Origin of the sequence: Aeromicrobium sp. CF4.19, from assembly GCF_051262555.1 — a bacterium.
GTDB lineage: Bacteria > Actinomycetota > Actinomycetes > Propionibacteriales > Nocardioidaceae > Aeromicrobium.
In genome coordinates, this window is the sequence record NZ_JBIMEU010000007.1 from 118,847 (window position 1) to 141,305 (window position 22,459).

General features: G+C 67.7%; 22 protein-coding genes and 2 tRNA genes. 11 read left to right on the forward strand and 13 right to left on the reverse strand.

Going from position 1 to position 22,459, the window contains the following annotated elements; translation table 11 throughout:
* Window positions 1-22: 22 nt before the first annotated feature.
* Together ACHAAC_RS14770 and ACHAAC_RS14775 are read right to left on the reverse strand one after the other, a co-directional pair.
* Window positions 23-403: a helix-turn-helix domain-containing protein gene (locus tag ACHAAC_RS14770; RefSeq protein WP_435717053.1), complete on the reverse strand. Its 381-nt coding sequence runs from the start codon at window positions 401-403 to the stop codon at window positions 23-25.
* Between the two features lie 126 nt (window positions 404-529).
* Window positions 530-724 (reverse strand): hypothetical protein, encoded by a 195-nt coding sequence (locus ACHAAC_RS14775; RefSeq protein ID WP_435717054.1) that lies wholly within the window; start codon window positions 722-724, stop codon window positions 530-532.
* 90 nt (window positions 725-814) lie between these two features.
* Here ACHAAC_RS14775 and ACHAAC_RS14780 point away from each other — a divergent pair, with 90 nt between their 5' ends.
* Together ACHAAC_RS14780 and ACHAAC_RS14785 are read left to right on the forward strand one after the other, a co-directional pair.
* Window positions 815-1,828, forward strand: a complete 1,014-nt coding sequence (locus tag ACHAAC_RS14780) for a hypothetical protein (RefSeq protein WP_435717055.1) — start codon at window positions 815-817, stop codon at window positions 1,826-1,828.
* A gap of 1,077 nt (window positions 1,829-2,905) precedes the next feature.
* Window positions 2,906-3,553 (forward strand): hypothetical protein, encoded by a 648-nt coding sequence (locus ACHAAC_RS14785; RefSeq protein WP_435717056.1) that lies wholly within the window; start codon window positions 2,906-2,908, stop codon window positions 3,551-3,553.
* Window positions 3,554-3,718: 165 nt separating this feature from the next.
* Here the strand turns inward: ACHAAC_RS14785 and ACHAAC_RS14790 are convergent.
* The 5 genes from ACHAAC_RS14790 to gyrB all read right to left on the reverse strand — a co-directional run bounded on the left by ACHAAC_RS14790 (window position 3,719) and on the right by gyrB (window position 9,887).
* Window positions 3,719-3,794: transfer RNA gene (locus tag ACHAAC_RS14790), tRNA-Ala, on the reverse strand.
* A gap of 150 nt (window positions 3,795-3,944) precedes the next feature.
* Window positions 3,945-4,022: transfer RNA gene (locus ACHAAC_RS14795), tRNA-Ile, on the reverse strand.
* Between the two features lie 68 nt (window positions 4,023-4,090).
* A complete protein-coding gene (locus ACHAAC_RS14800) occupies window positions 4,091-5,119 on the reverse strand; it encodes a DUF3566 domain-containing protein (protein ID WP_435717057.1) in 1,029 nt (342 codons plus the stop codon).
* Complete coding sequence (gyrA, locus tag ACHAAC_RS14805; RefSeq protein WP_435717058.1) at window positions 5,116-7,728, reverse strand: DNA gyrase subunit A; 2,613 nt, start codon at window positions 7,726-7,728, stop codon at window positions 5,116-5,118. Before gyrA ends, ACHAAC_RS14800 begins: the two co-directional genes overlap by 4 nt.
* A gap of 191 nt (window positions 7,729-7,919) precedes the next feature.
* Window positions 7,920-9,887, reverse strand: a complete 1,968-nt coding sequence (gyrB, locus tag ACHAAC_RS14810) for a DNA topoisomerase (ATP-hydrolyzing) subunit B (protein ID WP_435717089.1) — start codon at window positions 9,885-9,887, stop codon at window positions 7,920-7,922.
* Window positions 9,888-10,196: 309 nt separating this feature from the next.
* Here gyrB and ACHAAC_RS14815 point away from each other — a divergent pair, with 309 nt between their 5' ends.
* Window positions 10,197-11,006 (forward strand): phosphatase PAP2 family protein, encoded by an 810-nt coding sequence (locus ACHAAC_RS14815; protein WP_435717059.1) that lies wholly within the window; start codon window positions 10,197-10,199, stop codon window positions 11,004-11,006.
* A gap of 8 nt (window positions 11,007-11,014) precedes the next feature.
* Here ACHAAC_RS14815 and ACHAAC_RS14820 read toward each other — a convergent pair whose 3' ends face one another.
* From ACHAAC_RS14820 to dnaA, 5 genes are all read right to left on the reverse strand, one after another.
* A complete protein-coding gene (locus ACHAAC_RS14820) occupies window positions 11,015-11,548 on the reverse strand; it encodes a DUF721 domain-containing protein (protein WP_435717060.1) in 534 nt (177 codons plus the stop codon).
* Entirely contained in the window at window positions 11,541-12,677 is a 1,137-nt protein-coding gene (gene recF / locus ACHAAC_RS14825) for a DNA replication/repair protein RecF (RefSeq protein WP_435717061.1), read from the reverse strand. The genes ACHAAC_RS14820 and recF overlap by 8 nt, the downstream gene beginning before the upstream one ends.
* A gap of 11 nt (window positions 12,678-12,688) precedes the next feature.
* Window positions 12,689-13,594, reverse strand: coding sequence for a phosphogluconate dehydrogenase (NAD(+)-dependent, decarboxylating) (gnd, locus tag ACHAAC_RS14830; RefSeq protein ID WP_435717063.1), 906 nt, complete (start codon window positions 13,592-13,594; stop codon window positions 12,689-12,691).
* Between the two features lie 24 nt (window positions 13,595-13,618).
* Complete coding sequence (gene dnaN / locus ACHAAC_RS14835; RefSeq protein WP_435717064.1) at window positions 13,619-14,761, reverse strand: DNA polymerase III subunit beta; 1,143 nt, start codon at window positions 14,759-14,761, stop codon at window positions 13,619-13,621.
* 421 nt (window positions 14,762-15,182) lie between these two features.
* On the reverse strand, window positions 15,183-16,700 hold the full coding sequence (dnaA, locus tag ACHAAC_RS14840) for a chromosomal replication initiator protein DnaA (RefSeq protein ID WP_435717065.1): 1,518 nt from the start codon (window positions 16,698-16,700) through the stop codon (window positions 15,183-15,185).
* A gap of 365 nt (window positions 16,701-17,065) precedes the next feature.
* Between dnaA and rpmH the strand changes: the two genes are divergently transcribed.
* The 8 genes from rpmH (at window position 17,066) to ACHAAC_RS14880 (ending at window position 21,990) form a co-directional block, all read left to right on the forward strand.
* On the forward strand, window positions 17,066-17,203 hold the full coding sequence (rpmH, locus tag ACHAAC_RS14845) for a 50S ribosomal protein L34 (protein WP_435717067.1): 138 nt from the start codon (window positions 17,066-17,068) through the stop codon (window positions 17,201-17,203).
* Window positions 17,204-17,207: 4 nt separating this feature from the next.
* A complete protein-coding gene (rnpA, locus tag ACHAAC_RS14850) occupies window positions 17,208-17,543 on the forward strand; it encodes a ribonuclease P protein component (protein ID WP_435717069.1) in 336 nt (111 codons plus the stop codon).
* Window positions 17,540-17,818 carry a membrane protein insertion efficiency factor YidD gene (yidD, locus tag ACHAAC_RS14855; RefSeq protein ID WP_435717071.1) on the forward strand — a complete coding sequence of 93 codons (279 nt, stop codon included), beginning with the start codon at window positions 17,540-17,542 and terminating at the stop codon, window positions 17,816-17,818. The genes rnpA and yidD overlap by 4 nt, the downstream gene beginning before the upstream one ends.
* Window positions 17,815-18,867, forward strand: a complete 1,053-nt coding sequence (gene yidC, locus ACHAAC_RS14860) for a membrane protein insertase YidC (RefSeq protein WP_435717072.1) — start codon at window positions 17,815-17,817, stop codon at window positions 18,865-18,867. The genes yidD and yidC overlap by 4 nt, the downstream gene beginning before the upstream one ends.
* Window positions 18,864-19,331 carry a protein jag gene (locus tag ACHAAC_RS14865; RefSeq protein WP_435717073.1) on the forward strand — a complete coding sequence of 156 codons (468 nt, stop codon included), beginning with the start codon at window positions 18,864-18,866 and terminating at the stop codon, window positions 19,329-19,331. Before yidC ends, ACHAAC_RS14865 begins: the two co-directional genes overlap by 4 nt.
* A gap of 58 nt (window positions 19,332-19,389) precedes the next feature.
* Window positions 19,390-19,950: a 16S rRNA (guanine(527)-N(7))-methyltransferase RsmG gene (gene rsmG, locus ACHAAC_RS14870; RefSeq protein WP_435717075.1), complete on the forward strand. Its 561-nt coding sequence runs from the start codon at window positions 19,390-19,392 to the stop codon at window positions 19,948-19,950.
* Between the two features lie 160 nt (window positions 19,951-20,110).
* Window positions 20,111-21,076, forward strand: a complete 966-nt coding sequence (locus tag ACHAAC_RS14875; RefSeq protein WP_435717076.1) for a ParA family protein — start codon at window positions 20,111-20,113, stop codon at window positions 21,074-21,076.
* Entirely contained in the window at window positions 21,076-21,990 is a 915-nt protein-coding gene (locus tag ACHAAC_RS14880) for a ParB/RepB/Spo0J family partition protein (RefSeq protein WP_435717078.1), read from the forward strand. Before ACHAAC_RS14875 ends, ACHAAC_RS14880 begins: the two co-directional genes overlap by 1 nt.
* A gap of 129 nt (window positions 21,991-22,119) precedes the next feature.
* Here the strand turns inward: ACHAAC_RS14880 and trxA are convergent, their stop codons facing one another.
* The gene (trxA, locus tag ACHAAC_RS14885) at window positions 22,120-22,443 is read right to left on the reverse strand and encodes a thioredoxin (RefSeq protein WP_435717079.1); all 324 of its coding nucleotides are present in this window, start codon (window positions 22,441-22,443) and stop codon (window positions 22,120-22,122) included.
* Window positions 22,444-22,459: the final 16 nt, after the last annotated feature.

The window sequence follows — 22,459 nt, forward strand, 5'->3', positions numbered from 1 at the left end:
GCCGAGGCGGATCGAACCCCCGTCAGTGGGTGCCGCGTTGCTTGGTGGTGTCGATCGCTCCGGAAAGGACCGCCCGCATCGCTTCTTGGTGAACGCCTCCCAACAGACGGTGCGCCAGAGCCATGTCTTCGAGTCGCATGATCGCCGCTCCTCGCAGCACGTTGCTTAACCGCTCCTGGGATGAGCCTGCGGTTCTCGCATACTCGGCTTGGCTCTCGTAGGCCTTCTTGATCCGCTGCTTGATGACGAAGGCGTACGCATGTTGGATCCGAGCAGCATCAGCCTGGGCGGCCGTGACACCTTCCGGCAACTCGTCGTCGTCGACCCACGGGAGGGGAAGGACCCGACCGAAGAGAGTTCGTGCGCCAGTGCACTCACGAGGCTCAAATCGCGGGTCACTCATGATGCGCGACGACCTACTTGCCCTGTTGGTGACCAATCTCTTTTTGGCATTTGATCTATTAGATCATGACCTACAAATCACGGCCGGGGGCAGCCGCATAGATTCGGCATGACTCAGAAAACACCCTCATTCCGGCCACAGACGAACCCCGAGACCAAGCTCGAGCCGAGCCACCGTCGAGGCCTCGACCCATACTTCGCCAGCGAGGAGCCTGGACAGAAGCCGGTGGTCGACCCCCGCCTCCGTAGCGACCGAGCGGACGCTTCTGTCCCCGATGACCTTCATCAGGTTCAGCACGATGATGCGCAGGTACTCAGCCACCGGGTCGGTGCAAGGAGCACCGGGCCAACCAGGACTAGTCGCGCGCGGGGCATCGCGGGTCGGCCGGGGCATGCCGTCAGCCTAAGCGAGATGTCGACCAACACCAGCCGTCGACAAGCCGCTGCACTCGAGGTACCGTCGACGCCTTCTGGGGATATCTATCCCCACTTGTTGGAGGAGGTCCGGGTCTTCATCATGGAGTATTCCCCGCGTCTTCCTGTCAACGAGTGGGAGCCCATCGCTGACTTCGTCCGCGATGCAGTCGCGTCTGCAGGGCCTTCCCGGGTCGACACCGCCAAGAACTGGATGTGGTCGGTGACGCGACTCGCTCACTACTGCCACTTCATCGCCTGCATCGACCTCACGTTCGAGACCGTCTTCCACGCCGATGTCATCGAGCGCTTCGTACAGCAGATGGAGACTCGGAGCCGTTCCACTAGGTCGACGACCCGCAGTTACCTGTTCCACATCTCTTCCAAGTTGGTCGGGTTCCAAGAGCAGTCGCTCCTCCGCAACGACATCGCACGCTGGGAAGCGGCCGATGCGTACACGATGGAGGAGGTACACCGCCTGCTGTTCGCACAGCGCACGCAGCGGACCGAGTACCGAGTGGTGACCTTCGGGGCCATCCTCGCCCTCGGGCTGGGCGCTGGGCTGACGTCCGGCGAGATGCTTCGCCTCGAGCAGCGAGATGTGCACCGCTACGGCTTCGACATCGAACTGCAGGTGCTCGGCGGAGAACGGCGGAACCCTCGGTCCGTGCCGATGGTCCGGTCGTGGGTCGACCTCCTCCAGCCTGCGCTCCGGCCGCTCAGCTCGAGCGGTCTGGTTGTGCTGCCGCGCCGCTCGAAGGACTCGGACTCGGCCAACGGCATCTCCAACTTCCTGGCCCGTAGCGCTGTGTTCGGCGACGTTCCCAACACCTGGCGGTTGCGTGCCACGTGGTTGGTCGCGCATCTGAACGCCGGGACCCCGCTCCCTGACCTCATGGAGGCGGCGGGTGTCGACTCGCTCGCCAAGTTCGAGCGCTTCATCCCACACCTCTCCCGACTCTCGACGTCGGAGCGGTCCGGCCACATGCAGTCGGTCGGAGGCACGCGATGAGCGCCTCGAACGAGTACCAGCAGCGCACTGCTGCTCTTGCCGGACGTGACATGTTCAGCCACGACCGCGTTCTCAGCGTCTCCGACTTCATCGACTCAACTGGTGCAGTCGCCCTTGTCGAGAAGTGGCGCTACGAGGATGGGTACAAGCCGTGCGGACCGAAGCAGCAGGTCTCGGACCATGCAGTCCTCGTCGTGTTCCAGTTGCTCGTCAGTGAGTACAACGCCTTCTCCATCAACGAAGCCGCGAAGGCAGTCATGGCGCGACTGTCGCCAGAGTCACTGCGCCATCTCGGACTGACCACAACCGCTAGCCTCCTCGGCTGGGAGCAGCGCTTTCGGCGCGCACTCGAGCGGGTGACCGACACGTTCGACCCGTACATCGGTCACAACCACCGCCGGCTCACCATCGCTGAGGCTGAGGCCGAGTACCAGCGACGCAAGGCGGACCCGCTCCATGCGGTCAAGCAGAAGCGCATCGACGAGTTCAGCGACTGCCTCACGTTTGGGCACCTGAACTGGGTGATTCCCCAAGATGTGCAGGCTCGGTACCGCGGAAACTTCACCATCGACGGGACGTCGTTGCCCGTCGTGACGAAGTGGAAGGGTCCTCAGCCGAAGAAGGACAGCGCTGCGGTCGACGTCAGCGCCGGTTGGTGGGGTCGACAAGGCAACCACCGGCACGACGGGATGGAGGCTCCAGAGGACGAAGGTGAGGGTCGCTCCGGCAAGGGCAAGTTCGGCTACGAGGCTGACCTCCTCATGTGGTCGACGAACGACCCGACCAAGGCAGCAGAGTTCCCGCTCGTCTGCCCGGTCGTCCGTCTCAAGCGCCCCGGACACAAGACCGGTGAACTAGCCCTGGACATGGTGCAGTCGATGGCACGCCACGGCTATCCCACCAAGACACTGATCTCCGACATGGCCATCGCTCCTGGCTCGAAGGTGGAGAAGCTCCAGGGACCCCTGTTCGAGATGAGTAGATCTCTGCATCCACATCGACAAGACCCACATCGGACGACGCAACAGCGGCCACGAGGGGCTCATCTGGGTCGATGGGAACCCCTACTGCGAGGCCATGCCAGGCGGACTCATCTCGGCCACGAAGGACCACCTCGAAGGACGCATCTCGCGGGACATGCTCTTCCGTCGCCTCGTCGAGCGAAAGCGGTACCTCGGCAAGGCGAACGGCAAGCCCAACGCCAATGGTGCCGTCCAGTACATCCACCCGACGGAACGAGGCCGCCACGTGTGCAACCCGGAGCGCAAGGGAGCCCAGAAGTTCTGCAAGCAGCGGACCGTGCTCGTCCCGAGGTCGAAACTCGACCTTAAGTATCGCCAGAAGTTCAGTTACCTCAGCGCCGAGTGGGCCCGACTGCACTACGCGGGACGGTCCAGCATCGAGGGGTTCAACGGACAACTCAAGAACCGCAAGAAGGCGGCAGCCGATGAACCTGCACGGGTGCCCGTCCGGGGATACGCGGTGAAGTACCTCGCGACCGCCATGGCGGTCATCACGACGAACACCGACATCGTCAAACGATTCGACGAGCGAACGGAAGAGACGCTGGCCGGAGAGGCCAAGGCACGGGCCAAGCGCCGCGAGGGTGCCTCGGCCGAGGTGTATCACGACCCGCAGTTCTGGATTGATCTCACGCTGGAGGAGGCGGGCCGAGACCTCCTGGAACCTGAGGAGGAAGAGGACGAGCAGGTCGAGGTCGAGTAATCGGCCTCCGGCCATGGCGGCCAGACCCGCTGCGGCAGTGCACCAAGACGGTGCTCTCCCAGCGGGTCTTTCGCGTTCTCGGCGACAGTCACCACCGGCTCGAGATCTCGCCGGTCGAGCGGGGAGATTCGTAGTTAGGGCTAACCAGATTCGTAGTTAACCCCTTGGTGGAGCTGAGGGGACTCGAACCCCTAACCCCCTGCTTGCAAAGCAGGTGCGCTACCAATTGCGCCACAGCCCCCTGAGGGAGGGATCAGACCGGATCGGTGGCCTGGGCCCAGGTGTCGACCGGTCGTCCACCGCGACGGGCCAGGGCCCACGCGATGCCGGTTGCCGCAAGCCCTACGGCGAGGATCTTCTTCATCAGACCTCCCGGTCGTCGGTGCTGCGGTGGTGGGCGTACCAGGACTTGAACCTGGGACCTCTTCCTTATCAGGGAAGCGCTCTAACCGAGCTGAGCTATACGCCCGCAACAGCGAGGAACGTTACCTCACCGACCCGACGGCGGACGAATCGGCCTGCCCGCCGCCGGAAGGCTCACTTGTCGCTGAAGGTCAGCGAGATGCCGCCCAGCAGCTGCGCCGAGAGGTTGTACAGGTGCGCGGCGATCGTGGCCATCATCGTCATGACGATGACGTTGATGGCCGACAGCAGCAGTGTCAGTCCGACCAAGCGGCCCAGACCGAGGTAGTCGGTGAGGTCGAAGGTGCCCTCGCCGTCGCTCAGGACGTTGACGATGCTGCCGTTGAGGGAGTCCCAGACCCCGGCGAGGTCCAGCACGACCCAGAAGATGACCACGCCGACGACCGCGACGATCATCAGCGCGACCGAGACGACGAACGCCAGGCGGGTGACCGACCACGGCTCGACGTGCACCAGACGCAGCCGGGCACGACGGCCGCTGGCCGCCTCGTCGACGGCCGACGGTGCGGCGGTGGATGCCCCGGAGGGTCCGCCGGACTCACGGACGGCCGGGATGACCGACGTGGTCTCTGCCGACTCGCGGGTGGTGCGGGCGTAGTCCCGCGCCGTCATCGGCGCCTCGGAGGGCTGGGATCCGGACTTGCCGCGGCTCGTGGCGCTGGGGGATGCGCTGGGAGAGGACTTCTTCGCCGTGCCGCCCGGCGTGGTCTTCTTCCCCGGTGTCGTGCTGCTCTTGCCGCTCGGGGTGGCGCCCTTGCCGGCCGAGGTGGGGCTCTTGCTCGCCGACGAGGCGGCGGCCGCCGAGCCGGTCGCTGCAGCCCCGGGGGCCTGGGCCGCGCCCGGTGTCTTCTTGCCCGACGAGTCCTTGGTGGGCGCGTCCTTGGCAGGGGGCTTGGTCGACGACTCCTCGGCGGAGGCGTCCTTGGGTGGCGGCTTCGCTCCCGAGGGCTTGGCGGTGGTGGGCCGCGACGCTGGTGCCGCGCCCGAGGAGGACGGCCGCGACGAGGGCTTGGCCGACGTCTTCGCGGCCGCTTCGTCCTTTCCGCCCTGCTTGCCCTGCTGGTTCGTGCGCGGGATCTTCTGGGTCGATGCCGGGTCCCCGGCGCCGGAGCCCGGAGCCTTCTGCGGATCGGTGCTGCTCACTCGCCCTGCCCCTCGTCGGTCGCGCTGTCAGCGATCGTGCCCTCGGTCGGTTCCTGCCCGTTCTCGTCCTGCCCGTTCTGGTCCTGCACTGCCTCGGCGTCGTCCACGGGCGCGACCTCGGTGTTGCGTGCGATCGTGACCACTCGGTCATCGCCCTTGAACTTCACGAAGCTCACCCCCATCGTGCCACGTCCCTTGGCAGGAACCCCGGCGACGAGGCTGCGGGTGACCTGACCGGAGGCCGTCACCGAGATGACGTCGTCGGTGTCCTTGAGCACCAGGCCGCCCACGAGCTCGCCCCGGGTCTCGGTGATCTGCATGGCCTTGATGCCCAGTCCGCCCCGTCCCTGCAGTCGGTACTGCTCGATCTCGGTCTTTTTGGCGTAGCCGCCGTTGGTCACCGTGAAGACGTAGAGCCGGTCCTCCTCGGCGACCTCCTCGGTCTCCACCTCGGTGTGCTCACGACGGATGACCGTCATCGACAGCAGGGCGTCCTCCTCGCGGAACTTCATGCCGGTGACGCCCGACGTGGCCCGGCCCATCGGACGCAGCTGGTCGTCGCTGGCCCGGAACCTGATGGCCTGCGCCTTCTTGGAGATCAGCAGCAGGTCGTCGTCAGCGGTCACGAGGTCCGCCCCGATGAGGGCGTCGTCCTCATCACGGAAGTTGATGGCGATGACGCCGGCCTGGCGCGGGCTGTTGTAGTCCGCCAGGCGGGTCTTCTTGACCAAGCCCTTCTTCGTGGCGAGGACGAGGTAGGGCGCCTGCTCGTAGTCGCGGACGGCCAGCACCTGCGCGATCTGCTCGTCGGGCTGGAAGCTCAGCAGGCCGGCGACGTGTCCGCCCTTGGCGTCGCGCCCTGCCTCGGGCAGCTGGTAGGCCTTGGTGCGGTAGACCCGGCCGGCCGTGGTGAAGAACAGGATCCAGTGGTGTGCCGTGGTCGGGAACAGGTGGTCGACGAAGTCGCCGTCGCGCAGCTGCGCGCCACGCACGCCCTTGCCGCCACGTCCCTGCACCCGGTAGAGGTCGGTGCGGGTGCGCTTGGCGTAGCCACCACGGGTGATCGTGACGACGACCTCCTCGTCGGGGATGAGGTCCTCCATCGACAGGTCACCATCGGCGGGGATGATCTGGGTCCGACGGTCGTCGGCGTACTTGTCGACGATCTCGGCCAGCTCGTCGGAGACGATCTGGCGCTGACGCTCCGGGCGAGCCAGGATGTCGCGGTAGTCGGCGATCTCCGTCTCGAGCTTGTCGAGCTCGTCCATGATCTTCTGGCGCTCGAGCGCCGCGAGCCGGCGCAGCTGCATCTCCAGGATGGCGTTGGCCTGCAGCTCGTCGATGCTGAGCAGGCTGATCAGGCCGCTGCGCGCCTCCTCCACGGTGGGGCTGCGGCGGATCAGCGCGATGACCTCGTCCAGGGCGTCGAGCGCCTTGGCCAGTCCGCGGTAGATGTGGGCCTTCTCCTCGGCCTTGCGCAGGCGGTACTCGGTGCGGCGCCGGATGACCTCGATCTGGTGAGTGATCCAGTTGGTGACGAAGGCGTCGAGCGTCAGGGTGCGGGGGACGTCGTCGACGAGCGCCAGCATGTTGGCGCTGAAGTTGGTCTGCAGCTCGGTGTGCTTGTAGAGGTTGTTGAGCACCACCCGGGCCACGGCGTCACGACGCAGCTCGATGACGATGCGCCGGCCGACGCGGGAGCTGGACTCATCACGCAGGTCCGAGATGCCCTGCATCCGACCGGTGTTGACCAGGTCGGCGATCTTCTTCATGAGGGTGTCGGGGTTGACCTGGTAGGGCAGCTCGGTGACGACGAGCTGGATGCGGCCCTTGGTGTCCTCCTCGATGCCCACCACCGCGCGCATCGGGATGGACCCGCGGCCGGTGCGGTACATGTCCCGGATGCCCTGCGTGCCGACGATCAAGCCGTGCATGGGGAAGTCGGGGCCCTTGATCCGGTCCATGAGGGCCTCGAGCAGCTCCTCCTTGCCCGCCTCGGGGTGGGCCAAGGACCACTGCACTCCGTCGGAGACCTCACGCAGGTTGTGCGGCGGGATGTTGGTGGCCATGCCGACGGCGATGCCGGCCGAGCCGTTGACCAGCAGGTTGGGGATCCGCGCCGGCAGGACGGTGGGCTCGGAGGACCGCCCGTCGTAGTTGGCCTTGAAGTCGACGGTCTCCTCGTCGATGTCGCGCACCATCTCCATCGCGATGGGCGCCAGGCGGCACTCGGTGTACCGCATGGCCGCGGCCGGGTCGTCGCCCGGCGAGCCGAAGTTGCCCTGTCCGGAGATCATCGGCGCGCGCATCACCCACGGCTGGGCCAGTCGGACGAGGGTGTCGTAGATGGCCGTGTCGCCGTGGGGGTGGTACTGACCCATGACGTCACCGATGATGCGGCTGCACTTGGAGAAGCCGCGGTCCGGGCGGTAGCCACCGTCGAACATCGCGTACAGGACACGCCGGTGCACCGGCTTGAGTCCGTCACGGACGTCGGGCAGCGCACGGGAGACGATCACGCTCATCGCGTAGTCGATGTAGGAGCGCTGCATCTCCTCCTGCAGCTCGACGGGCTCGACGCGGTCTCGCTCGATGGGGGTGTCAGTCATTCATTCATCCCTTGATGGTTGAGGCGCCGCGAGGTGCGTGCAGCGGCAAGGAGTGGGGGTACCCCCGCGAGCCCTGCGAGCAGGGGGCGGAGCGAAGCTGGGCCGGTCTTGCCCTGCGAGCGACTGGGGGTACCGCCCGCGAGCTCTGCGAGTGGGGGCGGACGCCGCCGGTGTGCGTGCATCGTGGTGTCCTAGATGTCGAGGAAGCGGACGTCTTTGGCGTTGCGTTGGATGAAGCTGCGGCGCTGCTCGACGTCCTCTCCCATGAGGGTCGTGAAGATCTCGTCGGCCATGGCGGCGTCGTCGAGGGTGACCTGACGCAGGACGCGGCCGTCCGGGTCCATCGTGGTCTCCCACAGCTCGGAGTCGTTCATCTCGCCCAGGCCCTTGTACCGCTGGATGGCGGCGTCCTTGGGCAGGCGGCGCCCGGCCTCCTCACCGGCCTTGAGCAGCACGTCGCGCTCGCGGTCGGTGTAGGCCAGCTCGTGTGGCGCGTTGCTCCACTTGATGCGGTACAGCGGCGGCTGGGCGAGGTAGACGTACCCGCCGTCGATGAGCGGCTTCATGAACCGGAACAGCAGCGTCAGCAGCAGCGTGGAGATGTGCTGGCCGTCGACGTCGGCGTCGGCCATCAGCACGATCTTGTGGTAGCGCAGCTTGGCGATGTCGAAGTCGTCGTGCACGCCCGTGCCGAGCGCGGAAATGATGGCCTGCACCTCGGCGTTCTGCAGGATCTTGTCCAGGCGCGCCTTCTCGACGTTGAGGATCTTGCCGCGCAGCGGGAGGATCGCCTGGGTGCGCGGGTCGCGGCCGCCCTTGGCCGAGCCGCCGGCGGAGTTGCCCTCGACGATGAAGACCTCGCACTCCTCGGGGCTGCGGCTGGAGCAGTCCGACAGCTTGCCGGGCAGTCCGCCGCTGCCGAGGAATCCCTTGCGGTTGCGCGCGAGGTCGCGAGCCTTGCGCGCGGCCATGCGGGCGCTGGCGGCATCGAGGCTCTTGCGGACGATGATCTTTCCCTCGGCCGGGTTGCGCTCGAACCATGCGGCCAGCTCGTCGTTCATCACCTGCTGCACGAAGCCCTTGGCCTCGGTGTTGCCGAGCTTGGTCTTGGTCTGGCCCTCGAACTGTGGCTCCTCGAGCTTGATCGAGATGATCGCCGTGAGGCCCTCGCGGATGTCGTCGCCGGTGAGGCGGTCCTCGCGCTTCTTGATCAGGTTCTGCGCCTCCCCGAAGCGGTTGACCGTGCTGGTCAGCGCGGCGCGGAAGCCTTCCTCGTGGGTGCCGCCCTCGTGCGTGTTGATGGCGTTGGCGAAGGTGTGGACCGACTCGCTGAAGCTCACGTTCCACTGCATCGCCAGCTCCAGGGCCAGGCCGTGGTCGGGGTCCTCGCGCTCCAGGGAGATGATCTCGGAGTGCAGCGGCGACTTGGAGGCGCCGGTGTTGATGTGCTTGACGTAGTCGACCAGGCCGTCGTCGAAGCGGAACGTCGCGCCGCGCTCGACCTCGTCGACCCCGTCGGCGTCGTCGATGCCGAGATCTCGGTCGTCGCGGATGGAGATCTGCAGGCCCTTGTTGAGGAAGGCCATCTCACGGAAGCGTCCCTTGAGGGTCTCGAAGGAGTAGTCCGTGGTCTCGAAGATGTCGTCGCTAGCGTAGAACGTGGTGGTGGTGCCACTCTCGTCGGTGGCCTCGTGCTGCTCCAGCGGTCCGTCGGGTGCGCCGTAGGTGAAGCTCTGTGTCCAGCGGAATCCGTCGCGCCGGACCTCGACGAACAACCTGGAGCTGAGGGCGTTGACCACCGAGACGCCGACGCCGTGCAGGCCTCCGGAGACCTTGTAGCCGCCGCCACCGAACTTGCCGCCCGCGTGCAGCGAGGTGAGCACGAGCGTGACCGCCGGGATCTTCTCGATCGGGTGCTCATCGACGGGGATGCCGCGACCGTCGTCGACGACCCGCACACCGCCGTCGGGCTGCAGCGTGACGTCGATGCTCGTGGCGTGTCCGGCCATCGCCTCGTCGACGGAGTTGTCGACGACCTCCTGGACCATGTGGTGCAGGCCGCGCTCGCCGGTGGAGCCGATGTACATGCCCGGGCGCTTGCGCACCGCGTCCAGGCCCTCGAGGACCTGGATGTTGCTGGCGTCGTAGCCTCCCTCCATCCGTCCGTCGATCTGGGTGTGGTCGGCATCCGAGGCTGGGGTCACCCGATCAGTGTACGGGCAACCTCGTACGTCTCAGCGACCGACCGGTCATGTCAGCCGCTCGGAATCTGCGCTGGAGTGCCGCTGAGCGACCCAGGAGTCCGCCTCGGAGCCGTCGGAACACCCACCTCCGAGTCCCCGGACGTCTGACCGGTGTCAACAGGGCTCAGATCGGCGCAGGTCGCCAAGACCCGTCCGGCCAGCTGCACCCGACCCCGGTGGGAGGTGATCTTGCCCCGGTCCGGCATCGTTTGAGGAGTGGAAGACGTGCAGGAGGTGACCCCTTCGCCGGTACCGACGCGGTCGGGACCGGCCATCGTGCGCGCCGTGGTGCTCACGCTCTCGCTCCTCGTGCTCGGCTGGTTGGCCTGGTTCGTGCTGCGGACGGCCGAGGGCCAGCGGCTCGATGAATCCTCCATGGTCTCGGTCGTGGCAGGTCGCGAGACGCAGCTGACCGTGCTGAGCCTGCTGGGGTACGTCTCCATCAGCGCCATCGTGGTCGTCGCGCTCGTGTGCGTCGGACTGGCCCTGGCGCGCGGTCAGGTGGCCCTCGCCGTGGCCGCACTCGCGGTGCTGGCCGGCGCCAACATCACGACGCAGGTGCTCAAGCACGGTCTGCTGGAGCGCATCGACGGCGTGGTCGTCGCGCCCAACAGCTTCCCGAGCGGCCACACCACCGTCGTGGTCGCCGGCGTCGGCGCGCTCCTCATCGCCGCTCCGCGGGTGCTGAGGCCCCTGGTCGTCCTGGGCGGGAGCTTCGCCGTGACGCTCACCGGCGCCTCCACCGTCGTCGCCGGGTGGCACCGCCCGTCCGACGTCGTCGGATCCGTCCTGATCGCCCTCGCGTGGACCGCTGCGGCGGCCCTCGTGCTGGGCGGCCCCACCGATCGGGCCCGCGCCGCGTGGATCAGTGCACCACTCGGCGCCGTGGCAGCCGGGGTGGCCCTCGTCGTCATCGGGGTCCGCCCCTCCTACGGATGGAGCGGCTTCGGCGAGGCGGCGATCGTCCTGGGTGGCGTCGCACTGTCCGCCGCCCTCGGCGTCGCCCTCATGCAGCGCACCGTTCCGGCCCACTGACCCGGCGATCAGCCGTAGGTGTCGCGCGGTCCGCGGGCACCACGGATGGACCGGCTGCCCCGCTTCCACGACGGCGCTTGAGGCCCGATGACCTCGATGCGCAGCACGGACCCGTGTCCGAGCTCGTCGTTGAGGCGCGCGACCAGCCGGGCGGCGAGGAGCTTGAGCTGGGTCGCCCAGGCGGTGGAGTCCGCCTTGACCTGCAGGATGCCGTCGGAGAAGGCCACCACCTCGCTGTGCTGGGCGATCTCCGGACCGACGATGCCCGCCCAGTCACTGAAGACGCGTTGGGAGGCGAGTCGCGAGTCCCACCCCTGCGCGCGCACCACCTCACCCAGCAGGTCCGAGACGGTGCTCGGGTCCTCCTTGGAGGTGCGTCGCGGTGACTGGGCGCGGGGTCGGTGCGGGCGCCGGCGGGCCGCCGGGCCGTTCCGGTAGGAGTCGGCGATCTGCCGCGCGAGCGACAGCGGATCGTCCGGAGCTGCCTCCTTGGCCGGAGGGTCGGAGGGCTCCTCGGGTGGATCGGGCGGGACGTCACTCATCGACGGTGACCGCTCCGGACTCCACGGTGAAGCGCGTGCCCCGCAGGCTCGCCGGGACGTCGTCGGCCACGGCCGCGGTGACCAGCACCTGCTCGGCCGTGGCCACCAGCGCCGCGAGCTGCTCGCGCCGGCCCTCGTCGAGCTCGGCGAAGACGTCGTCGAGGATCAGCACGGGGTCGTCGTCGTCGTCCGCGCGCAAGACGGTGAAGGAGGCCAGGCGCAGGGCGAGGGCCAGGGACCACGACTCCCCGTGGCTGGCGTAGCCCTTGGCCGGGAGCGCCCCGATGGCGAGGTGCACGTCGTCGCGGTGCGGGCCCACGAGGCTGATGCCCCGGTCACGCTCGTCACGGTGTCGATCCTCCAGACCCGCACGCAGGGCCTCCACCACGGCGGGCACGTCGTGGCCGTCCAGAGGTGCCGAGGATCGGTAGGACGTCGTGACCTCTCGCCGGTCGGGAGCGGCACCCGCCGCCACGGTGAGGTAGGACTCGGTGAGGTGGGGAGCCAGATCCTCCAGCAGTGACAGGCGGGCAGCGACCAGCTCGCCGCCCAGCGTGACCAGCTTGTCGTCCCAGATGTCCAGAGTAGACATATCGACTTGTCGACCTCCCCGCGATGACTTGAGCAACGTGTTGCGCTGCTTGAGGACCCGGTCGTAGTCCGCCTTGACGCCGGCCAGACGTGGGCTGCGCAGCACCAGCAACCCGTCCATGAAGCGCCGTCGGTCCGACGGGTCACCCTTGACGAGGGCGAGGTCCTCCGGCGAGAACATGACGGTGCGCAGGATGCCGACCACGTCCCGCACGCGGGGGAGGGCGGCTCGGTTGACCCGAGCCCGGTTGGCGCGCCCGGGGGTGATCTCCAGCTCGAGCAGGGCGGTGCGGTCGCCACGCACCACCTCGGCACGGATCACCGCACGCTCGACGGGGCCGTCCTCACCGGAGCGGACCAGCGGTGCATCACCGGCGACACGGTGCGAGTCCAGCCGGGAAAGGTAGTCGACCGCCTCGACGAGGTTCGTCTTGCCCTGCCCGTTGGCTCCGATGAAGGACGTGGCGCCGGGCGCCAGCGTCAGCTCGACCTCGGGGTAGGACCGGAAGTCGTGCAGGGCCAGGCGCGCGAGGTGCATGGGTGAGCGGCCTAGGCGTCCTTCGGGTCGTGGCCCGACTCCTTGGCGGCCTGTACCGCGTGGCCACCGAACTGCTGGCGCATGGCCGCGACCGCCTGCATCGAGGGACTCTCGTCCTGCCGCGACACGAAGCGGGCGAACAGCGACGCCGCGATCGTCGGCGCAGGGACCGCGTGGTCGATGGCCGCCTCGACGGTCCAGCGTCCCTCGCCGGAGTCCTCGGCGTAGCCGCGGACCTGGGAGAGACTGGGATCGTCCTGCAGGGCCTTGACCAGCAGGTCCAGCAGCCACGAGCGCACGACCGTGCCCTCGCGCCAGGAGTCGAAGACCTCGGTGACGTTCTCGACCAGCCCGGCTGTCTCCAGCAGCTCATAGCCCTCGGCGTAGGCCTGCATCATGGCGTACTCGATGCCGTTGTGGACCATCTTGGAGAAGTGGCCCGCGCCGACGCGGCCGGCGTGCACGAAACCGGACTCGCCCTCTGGCCGCAACGCGTCAAAGGCGGGCTGGACCTTGGCGATGTCGTCCTTCGAGCCACCGGCCATGAGGGCGTAGCCGTTCTCCAGGCCCCAGACGCCCCCGCTGACGCCGCAGTCGACGTATCCGATGCCCTGCTGCGCGGCGAGCTCGGCGTGCTTCTCATCATCGGTCCAGCGAGAGTTCCCACCGTCGACGATGACGTCGCCCTCGTCGAGCAGGTCGACCAGCTCGGTGACGGTGTCACGCGTGATCTCACCGGAGGGCACCATCACCCAGACGACCTTGGGCGACTCCAGCGCGTCGACGAGCTCGGCCAGCGACCCGACGTCGCTCACGTCGGGATTGCGGTCGTAGCCCGTGACCGTGACGCCGTGCTTGCGCATCCGCGTGCGCATGTTGCCGCCCATCTTTCCCAGGCCGACGAGTCCGAGGTGCATGGTGTCTCCCACCGTTGGAGTAGCTCAGTTCTGCAGGCGGACCGGCATGATCAGGTAGCGGAAGGCGCCATCTGGGTCGCTGCCGATCTCGCGGACGCCCGACAGGGCGGCCGGCTTCGTGTGCTGCGTGAAGGACAGGTGCACGACCGGCTCCGCCATGACGCCCAGGCCCTCGAGGAGATAGCTGGGGTTGAACCCGATCGAGATGTCGTTGCCGTCGATCGACGCCTCGATGGACTCCGACGCCTGGGCCTCGTCGCCGCTGCCGGCCTCCAGCAGCAGGTGGCCGTCGGAGAACGTGAGGCGGACCGGGGTGTTGCGCTCGGCCACGAGCGCCACACGCTTGACGGCATCGACGAACTGGGGCGTCGAGACGTAGGCGACCGTCTCGGCCTGGGCCTGGAACAGCTGGCGGACCCGTGGGAAGTCGCCCTCCAGCAGGCGGGTGGTGGTCCGGCGGGTGCCGTTGCCGACCACGCCCTCGAAGCCGATGAGCCCGTCACCGGCGTCGCCGGTGGAGACGGCGATCGTGACGTCGCTGCCCGAGACGAGCGAGCGGGCCGTCTCGCCCAGCACCTTGGCCGGGACCAGCGCGTTCGCGGAGGCGTCGCCGGTCTCGGGGAACCAGGTGAGCTCACGCAGGCTGGCACGGAAGCGGTCGGTGGCCATCAGGGAGATGGTGGAGCCCTCGAGCTCCAGACGGACGCCGGTGAGCAGGGGCAACATCTCATCGCGCCCCGCGGCGGCGCTGGCCTGGGCAACGGCGGTGGCGAACTCGTCGGCCTTGATGGTTCCCGATGCCGAGGGCATCTGCGGCAGCTGCGGGTACTCCTCCACCGGCATGGTCTGCAGGCTGAAGCGGGAGTTGCCGCACGTGACCTGGACCTTGGTGCCCTCCAGCACGACGTCGATGGGCTTGGCCGGGAGCGACTTCACGATCTCGGCCAGCAGGCGGCCCGAGACCAGGGCACGACCGTCGTCGGAGACCTCGGCCGGCAGCGTGGCGCGGGTGGACGTCTCGTAGTCGAAGCCGGAGAGCGTGAGGCCGTTGCCGGAGGTCTCGACGAGCAGACCGGCCAGGACGGGCACGCTGGGCCGGTTGGGCAGGCTGCGCGCGGTCCACGCGACGGCGTCCGCGAAGGTGTCGCGGTCGATGCGGAATCTCACGTAGGGGCCTCTCGGGAGGATGGACGTCGTGGTGAATCCTGCCACGGGTCAGCGTCCGGCAGGTAGGCCGGGACGACTCCGGTGCCGGGCGTCCACAGGGCAGGCTCGCAGGATACTTCGACGGTCTGGGTGACATGTAGTTCTGTCGTCGTAGTCGTAGCCTCTGTGGACACGGTGGACAACGGGTGTCCTTGCAGGTCAGCGGGTGCGTGGCACCGTGGATGGCCTGTGGTTCCCGCGGTGGAGACGCGCACGGTGCCTGTTGACGGCCGTCCTGGGTTCACATCCCGTTCACACACGGGGCCGGTGGTGTCCACGAGACCAGTGGGGTTACCCACAGCGCCGTCCCCAGCTGTGCACGAGCGCACACGGTCGCCGACGAGCCCCACGGTGAGGGTCCTCGGCGACCGTGCGGCCACGCTCAGGACTGGCGAGCCTGCTGCTTGATGCGGTTGGTCAGCTCGGTGACCTGGTTGAAGACCGCGTGCTTCTCGGCCATCAGCTTTCGGATCTTTCGCTCGGCGTGCATCACGGTGGTGTGGTCGCGACCACCGAAGGCCTTGCCGATCTGCGGCAACGACATGGCGGTGAGCTCGCGGCACAGGTACATGGCGATCTGCCGGGCGAGCACGAGGTCGCGCGAGCGGTTCGTGCCGCACAGCTCGTCGATGGAGAACTCGGAGTAGGTGGCGGTCTGGGCCATGATCATGCCGACGGTGATGTCGGGCTCCTCGCCCTCGGCGACGAGGTCCTTGAGCACGATCTGGGCAAGCTGCAGGTCGACCGTGGTTCCCTGCAGGTTGGCGAAGGCTGTGGCCCGGATGAGCGCGCCCTCGAGCTCACGGATGTTCGTCTGCACCTTGCTCGCGATGAACTCCAGCACGTCGGCCGGGGCGGTGAGCTTCTCCAGCGCTGCCTTCTTGCGCAGGATCGCGATGCGGGTCTCGAGGTCCGGCGGGAGCATCTCGGTCTGCAGACCCCACTCGAACCGGTTGCGCAGCCGCTCCTCGAGCGTGCGCAGGTTCTTGGGCGGGCGGTCCGAGGTCATGACGATCTGCTTGTTCTCGTTGTGCAGCGCGTTGAACGTGTGGAAGAACTCCGTCTGGGTCGATTCCTTGTTCTCCAGGAACTGGATGTCGTCGACGAGCAGGACGTCGATCTCGCGGTACTTCTGGCGCAGCTGCGAGGTGCGGTTCTCGCTGATCGCGTTGATGACGTCGTTGGTGAACTCCTCGCTGTTCACGTAGCGCACGCGCGAGGAGGGATAGAGGTTCAGCACGTAGTGGCCGATGGCGTGCAGGAGGTGGGTCTTGCCCAGGCCGGAGTCGCCGTGGATGACCAAGGGGTTGTAGGCCTTGCCCGGTGCCTCGGCCGTGGCGACGGCGGCGGCGTGCGCGAAGCGGTTGGAGGACCCGATGACGAAGTTCTCGAAGAGGTAGCGCGGGTTGAGCCTTGCCTCGACGACGTTCGTGCGCCGCGGCCGGGCGGCCGGGGCCTGGGCCCAGGAGGGCACGAAGTCGTCGACGTCCACCACGTCGTCGACCTCCTCCAGTGGATCCGGCCGCTCGGGATGATGTGCGGGGGACTCTCTCGATTTGTCGACTTGTATATCTGTCGACTCAATAGGCTCGTCGTCGAGCTCTTGCTCGTCGGGGCCGTGCGGCGGCGCCTGCTCGGCCCGCGGCTCGTCGATCGTGACGATGAGCCGGATCTGCTGGCCGACCCGACCGCTCAGGGCGTGCTCGAGGGCCGGGCGGACCCGGGTCTCGAGCTGGGCACGGGTGAGGTCGTCGGCCACGCCCACGATGAAGATCCCGTCGTGCAGGCTGATGGGCTGGGCACTGAAGACCCAGACGCGCGCACCCTGGGAGAGAGTGTCGACCGCTTCGGTCCAGAGGGCCTGGAGATCGGGCGTCGCCTGGCCGTGGACGTCGCTCATCGGCTCTCCCTGGGTTCGCTGGGTTCCACATCTTTGTCCACATGATGTGCATCCATCGACAGGTTGAGACGGACATTGTGGAAAAACTGGATGAGGCGCGACGCTAGCAGCGTCGAGAGGACCGAATCAAGCAGCTCACGAACATTGCCGGCGGGGTCCGGCGTGTCGGTTGGACCCACCGGTCACGATCGCGTAGAGAGGTCGGTTTGACCCCCGCGGGCCCGGCCCGTACCGTGGTCAAGTCGTGCTGCACGACCTTCTCCGCATGCCTGTGACACTGCCGCAGGCGTCCGGTGTCGGTCGTGCCCGACGCCGAGAACTCCGCACGGAGCCCCTGCCCGTGCCCCACGTGAGGAACCACCACAGTGAGCAAGCGGACTTTCCAGCCCAACAACCGCCGCCGCAGCAAGAAGCACGGCTTCCGTCTTCGGATGCGCACGCGGGCCGGCCGTTCCATCCTCGCCTCGCGTCGGCGCAAGGGCCGCGCGAAGCTGTCCGCCTGAGCCGTTGCTCGAGCGCGCGCACCGCATGCGCGACGGGCAGGACTTCCGCGCCGCGATCCGTCGTGGTCGCAAGGGGTCCGCGCCCACGCTCGTGGTCCACGTGGGTCCCGGAACCGACGGAGTGACCTCCGTCGGTTTCGTCGTGTCGAAGGCCGTGGGCCCTGCGGTCACGCGCAACCGCGTCAAGCGGCGCCTGCGCCACGTGATGCGTGAGCACCTGGATGATGTTCCCTCGGGTTCTGGCGTGGTCGTGCGGGCGCTGCCCGTGGCGGCCGCGGCCGACTCGGCCCTGCTCACCGAGCACCTCGAGCTCGCCCTGGGTCGGGCGGTCCGGCGGTGAAGCACGTTCTCATTGCCCTCCTGCGGGGCTATCGCTTCGCGATCAGTCCGATGTACGGGCAGGTGTGCCGTTACCACCCTTCGTGCTCCGCGTACGCTCTGGAGTCGGTGCAGACGCACGGGTCGGTCCGCGGCAGCTGGCTGGCGGCGCGGCGGCTGGGCCGATGCCACCCCTGGTCCGCCGGCGGGTACGACCCGGTGCCGCCGCGCACCCCACGCACGGTTCGTCGCGATGAGGCGGACCTCGAGACCATTCCTCTCACAGGAGACGCATGATCGACTTCTTCAGCTCCATCGGCTCGCTCATCATGCAGCCCCTCTACTACGCGGTGTCGGGCATCCTGATCGTGTGGCACGAAGCCTTCTCCCTCGTGCTGGATCCCAGCTCGGGGTGGGCATGGGCCCTGTCGATCGTCTTCCTCACCGTCACGATTCGTGCGTTGCTCATCCCGCTGTTCGTCAAGCAGATCAAGAGCCAGCGCAACATGCAGCTGCTCCAGCCGCAGATCCGTGAGCTGCAGAAGAAGTACGGTCACGATCGTGAGCGGATGACCCAGGAGCAGATGAAGCTCTGGAAGGAGACGGGGACCAACCCGTTCGCCTCCTGCCTGCCGCTGCTGTTGCAGATGCCGATCTTCTTCTCGCTGTACCGGGTGCTCCAGCAGGCTGCGGCCGAGGGTCGCGACGGCGCGAAGGGCTTCCTGAACGGCGACCAGGCTGCGAACCTGCAGGATGCGATGCTGCTCGGCGGGCGGATCGCCGACACGTTCCTGAGCGCGTCGGAGGTCGAGACACGCATCATCACCATGGTGCTCGTCGTGATCATGTGCGCCACGCAGTTCCTCACGCAGCGCCAGCTGATGGCCAAGAACATGCCCAAGGAGTCGCTCGAGGGGCCGTTCGCGCAGCAGCAGAAGATTCTCCTCTACGTGCTGCCCTTCGCCTTCGCCTTCGGTGGCGTGTTCTTCCCGCTCGGCGTCCTCATCTACTGGACGACCACCAACTTCTGGACGATGGGTCAGCAGTTCTACGTGATCCGCAACAACCCGGTCCCCGGCACCCCGGCCTTCAAGGCCAAGCAGGAGCGTGACGTCAAGAAGGGCAAGGTCGTGATCGAGGACCCCGCCACGGCGACGCCTCCGGACAAGCCGGCACCGCAGCGCAACCAGCAGCCCAAGATGACCCGGGAGCAGCGTCGCAGAGCGGCCGCCCGCGAGCGAGAGACCAACCAGGGTGGCAAGAAGCCCGGTGGCCAGCAGTCCAAGGACGACGGTGGACGCAGGCCCAACCCCAACGGCAAGAAGAACGGAAGGAACCGCTCGTGACGGATGCGCAGAGGCTTGAGGCCGAGGGAGACGTCGCGGCGGACTTCCTGGAGGAGCTGCTGGACATCGCCGATCTCGACGGCGACATCGACATGGACGTTGACGGTGACCGTGCTGCGGTCTCCATCGTGGGTGGCAACCTGGAGCACCTCGTGGGTGCCGATGGTGTGGTGCTGGAGGCCCTGCAAGAGCTCACCCGCCTCGCCGTCTATCGCGAGGTGGGGGACCGTAGCCGGTTGATGCTGGACATCGGTGGTCATCGGGAGCGTCGACGGGTCGAGCTCGTCGAGGTGGCACGCGTCGCCATCGAGCAGGTCACCGAGGGTGCCCCGTCCGTCGCTCTGGAGCCGATGTCGCCGTTCGAGCGCAAGGTGGTGCACGACGCCGTCGCCGAGGCTGGTCTCACGAGTGAGTCCGAGGGCGTCGATCGCCAGCGGCACGTGGTTGTCCTGCCTGCGTCCTGACGTGGACGTTTCACGTGAAACTCCCCCGGCGGTAGCCGTCGAGGTGTTCGGTGACCGGTTGCCACTGATCGAGCACTATGCCGAGATCCTCGCCACCGATGGCGTCGAGCGGGGCATGATCGGTCCTCGGGAGGTCCCGCGGTTGTGGGATCGCCACCTCATCAACTGCGCAGTGGTGCTCCCCCGAGTTCCCGTGGGATCGACGGTCGCCGATGTGGGCGCGGGCGCCGGACTGCCTGGTCTGGTCTGGGCCCTGGCCCGACCCGACCTCCACGTCACGCTCATCGAGCCACTGTTGAGACGGACCACCTTCCTGGAGGAGGTGTCCGTGCAGCTGGGCATGTCCAACGTCGAGGTGCTGCGTGCCCGGGCGGAGGAGGTGCAGGAGTCCTACGCCGTCGTGACGGCGCGTGCTGTGGCATCCCTGGAGAAGCTGGCTCGCTGGTGCCTTCCCCTGGTGGAACCCGGTGGAGTTCTGCTCGCCCTGAAGGGTCGTTCCGCCCAGGACGAGCTCGAGGACGCCCGTCGTGCACTGGGTCGGCTCGGCGCCACGAACGCCGTGGTGCGCACCTACGGCGACGTCGAGGTACCGACGACGGTCGTGGAGGTGTCCCGGTGAGCGAGTCGATCGCACCCGTCGTGCCTGATCGTGACACCGCTGTGGGCTGGCCGATCCTCACGGCGCCGACCACCGAGCCCGTGGGGTGGATCAGCGTTTCACGGGAAACATCAACGCGCCGTTCTTCGCCTCATGTTTCCCGTGAAACGATGGAGCCGACATGAACTCCACCCCACCCCCGGCCTCCCGGTTCGCGGCGACGTCGCCCGGCCCTGACGTCTCGACGCCACTGGCCTCCGAAGCGCGCGAGCACGTGGAGCTGGCACACCGGGTCGAGGCCACGCCTCGACTGGATCGCCCCGCGAGCACACGGATCTTCGTGGTGGCGAACCAGAAGGGCGGCGTGGGCAAGACGACGACCACGGTGAACGTGGCGGCGGCGTTGTCGGCCAAGGGGCTGCGTGTGCTCGTGGTGGATCTCGATCCGCAGGGCAACACCTCGACCGCTCTGGCCATCGAGCACACCGAGGGGACCCCCGGCGTCTATGAGGCCCTGGTGGAGGGAGCCGACATGGACGAGCTCGTGCGCCCGTGCCCGGACCTGCCCGGGCTGACCGTGCTGCCGGCCAGCATCGATCTGGCGGGCGCGGAGATCGAGCTGGTCTCGATGGTGGCCCGCGAGACCCGCTTGGACAAGGCACTGCAGGGCTATCTCGCCGAGTGCGAGGAGGCCGGTGATCGGATCGACTACGTGCTCATCGACTGCCCACCCTCGCTGGGCCTGCTGACCATCAACGCGATGGTGGCCGGCCGGGAGGTGTTGATCCCCATCCAGTGCGAGTACTACGCACTGGAGGGTCTAGGACAGCTCGTCCGCAACATCGACCTCGTCCGATCCCACCTGAATCCGCGCCTGGACATCACCACCATCTTGCTGACGATGTACGACGCCAGGACGCGGCTCTCCGCGGGTGTGGCCGACGAGGTGCGCAACCACTTCGGTGACAAGGTGCTCAAGACCGCCATCCCCAGGTCGGTGCGCATCTCCGAGGCCCCGAGCTACCAGCAGAGCGTCCTCACCTACGACCCGAGCTCCTCGGGCTCCCTGTCCTACCTCGAGGCGGCGCGCGAGATCAGCGAGGCCGCCGTCAGCCGAAAGCCCACTCCGTCCGAAAGGGAAGTCTGATGGCAGCACGACGTGGTCTTGGTCGGGGCCTGGAGTCCCTCATCCCCTCGACGCCCGCGGAGGCGCAGGAGTCCGGTCTGAAGGAGGTGGCCGGGGCGTCGTTCGCCGAGATCCCGGTGGGATCCATCCGCCCGAACCCGCGGCAGCCACGCAGCGCGTTCGACGAGCAGGCCATGGCCGAGCTCGTGCACTCCATCGGCGAGGTCGGGCTGCTGCAGCCGATCGTGGTGCGCAGCGTTGGCGAGGAGTCAGGCGTCGCCACGTACGAGCTCATCATGGGGGAGCGCCGCTGGCGGGCCACCCAGAAGGCCGGCCTGGACACCATCGGGGCCATCGTCCGTGAGACCAGCGACGACGACCTCCTGCGCGACGCCTTGCTGGAGAACCTGCACCGCTCCCAGCTGAACCCGCTGGAGGAGGCGGCTGCCTACCAGCAGCTGCTGGACGACTTCGGGTGCACGCAGGAGGAGCTGGCCGATCGCATCGGACGTTCCCGTCCCCAGGTCACCAACACGCTCCGGCTGATGAAGCTCCCGCCCGCGGTGCAGCGCCGAGTGGCGGCGGGGGTGCTCTCGGCGGGTCACGCCCGGGCGTTGCTGTCGGTGGCGAACCAGGAGGTGCAGGACCGCCTCGCCACGCGCGTCGTGGCGGAGGGCATCTCGGTCCGCGCGCTGGAGGAGATCGTGAAGTTCGGGGGGGAGCAGGACGAGCCCCGCTCGCGCTCTCGGCCTCCCGGCCGCACGATGACGGCGCCGCGTCTGAACGACCTCGCCGACCGACTCTCCGAGCGGTTCGACACCAGGGTCAAGGTCGATCTCGGCAAGGCCAAGGGCAAGATCACCGTGGAGTTCGCCACCATCGACGACCTCGAGCGCATCGTCGCCATGATGGATCCAAAGCCATCAAGCGATTAGTCGGTAAATCGCTAAGTCGATAAAGCCATGAACGCATCGCCGCGCGATTCGCACGGCGATGCAGATGCAGAAGAGCCCCGGCCGATGCGGCCGGGGCTCTTGTGCTGCGACCTTGTTGGCCGCGCCGTTTCAGGCGTACTCGGACAGCTCGCCGAGGATCGCGGACTTCGGGCGAACACCCACGATGGACTTCACGACCTCACCCTTGTAGTAGAGGTTGATCGTCGGGAGGCCGGTGACGCGGTACTTGGCGGGCGTGACCGGGTTGGCGTCGGCATCCATCTTCACGACGGTGAGAGCCTCGCCCTTCTCGTCGGCGATCTCCTGCAGGATGGGCGCCAGCTGGCGGCATGGGCCGCACCAGCTGGCCCAGAAGTCGACCAGCACGGGACCGTCGGCCTGCAGGACGGTCTCGTCGAAGTCGGCGTCGGTGACGGCTGCGATCTCTGCCATGGGTTCTCCTCGATGT

Excerpts from the sequence above, each read along its gene's own strand:
- ACHAAC_RS14770 (WP_435717053.1), bottom strand. The coding sequence starts at position 403 with ATGAGTGACCCGCGATTTGAGCCTCGTGAGTGCACTGGCGCACGAACT.
- ACHAAC_RS14780 (WP_435717055.1), top strand. The coding sequence starts at position 815 with ATGTCGACCAACACCAGCCGTCGACAAGCCGCTGCACTCGAGGTACCG.
- ACHAAC_RS14785 (WP_435717056.1), top strand. The coding sequence starts at position 2,906 with ATGCCAGGCGGACTCATCTCGGCCACGAAGGACCACCTCGAAGGACGC.
- gyrA (WP_435717058.1), bottom strand. The coding sequence starts at position 7,728 with ATGACTGACACCCCCATCGAGCGAGACCGCGTCGAGCCCGTCGAGCTG.
- gyrB (WP_435717089.1), bottom strand. The coding sequence starts at position 9,887 with ATGGAGGGAGGCTACGACGCCAGCAACATCCAGGTCCTCGAGGGCCTG.
- ACHAAC_RS14820 (WP_435717060.1), bottom strand. The coding sequence starts at position 11,548 with ATGAGTGACGTCCCGCCCGATCCACCCGAGGAGCCCTCCGACCCTCCG.
- recF (WP_435717061.1), bottom strand. The coding sequence starts at position 12,677 with ATGCACCTCGCGCGCCTGGCCCTGCACGACTTCCGGTCCTACCCCGAG.
- gnd (WP_435717063.1), bottom strand. The coding sequence starts at position 13,594 with ATGCACCTCGGACTCGTCGGCCTGGGAAAGATGGGCGGCAACATGCGC.
- dnaA (WP_435717065.1), bottom strand. The coding sequence starts at position 16,700 with ATGAGCGACGTCCACGGCCAGGCGACGCCCGATCTCCAGGCCCTCTGG.
- yidC (WP_435717072.1), top strand. The coding sequence starts at position 17,815 with ATGATCGACTTCTTCAGCTCCATCGGCTCGCTCATCATGCAGCCCCTC.
- ACHAAC_RS14875 (WP_435717076.1), top strand. The coding sequence starts at position 20,111 with ATGAACTCCACCCCACCCCCGGCCTCCCGGTTCGCGGCGACGTCGCCC.
- ACHAAC_RS14880 (WP_435717078.1), top strand. The coding sequence starts at position 21,076 with ATGGCAGCACGACGTGGTCTTGGTCGGGGCCTGGAGTCCCTCATCCCC.
- trxA (WP_435717079.1), bottom strand. The coding sequence starts at position 22,443 with ATGGCAGAGATCGCAGCCGTCACCGACGCCGACTTCGACGAGACCGTC.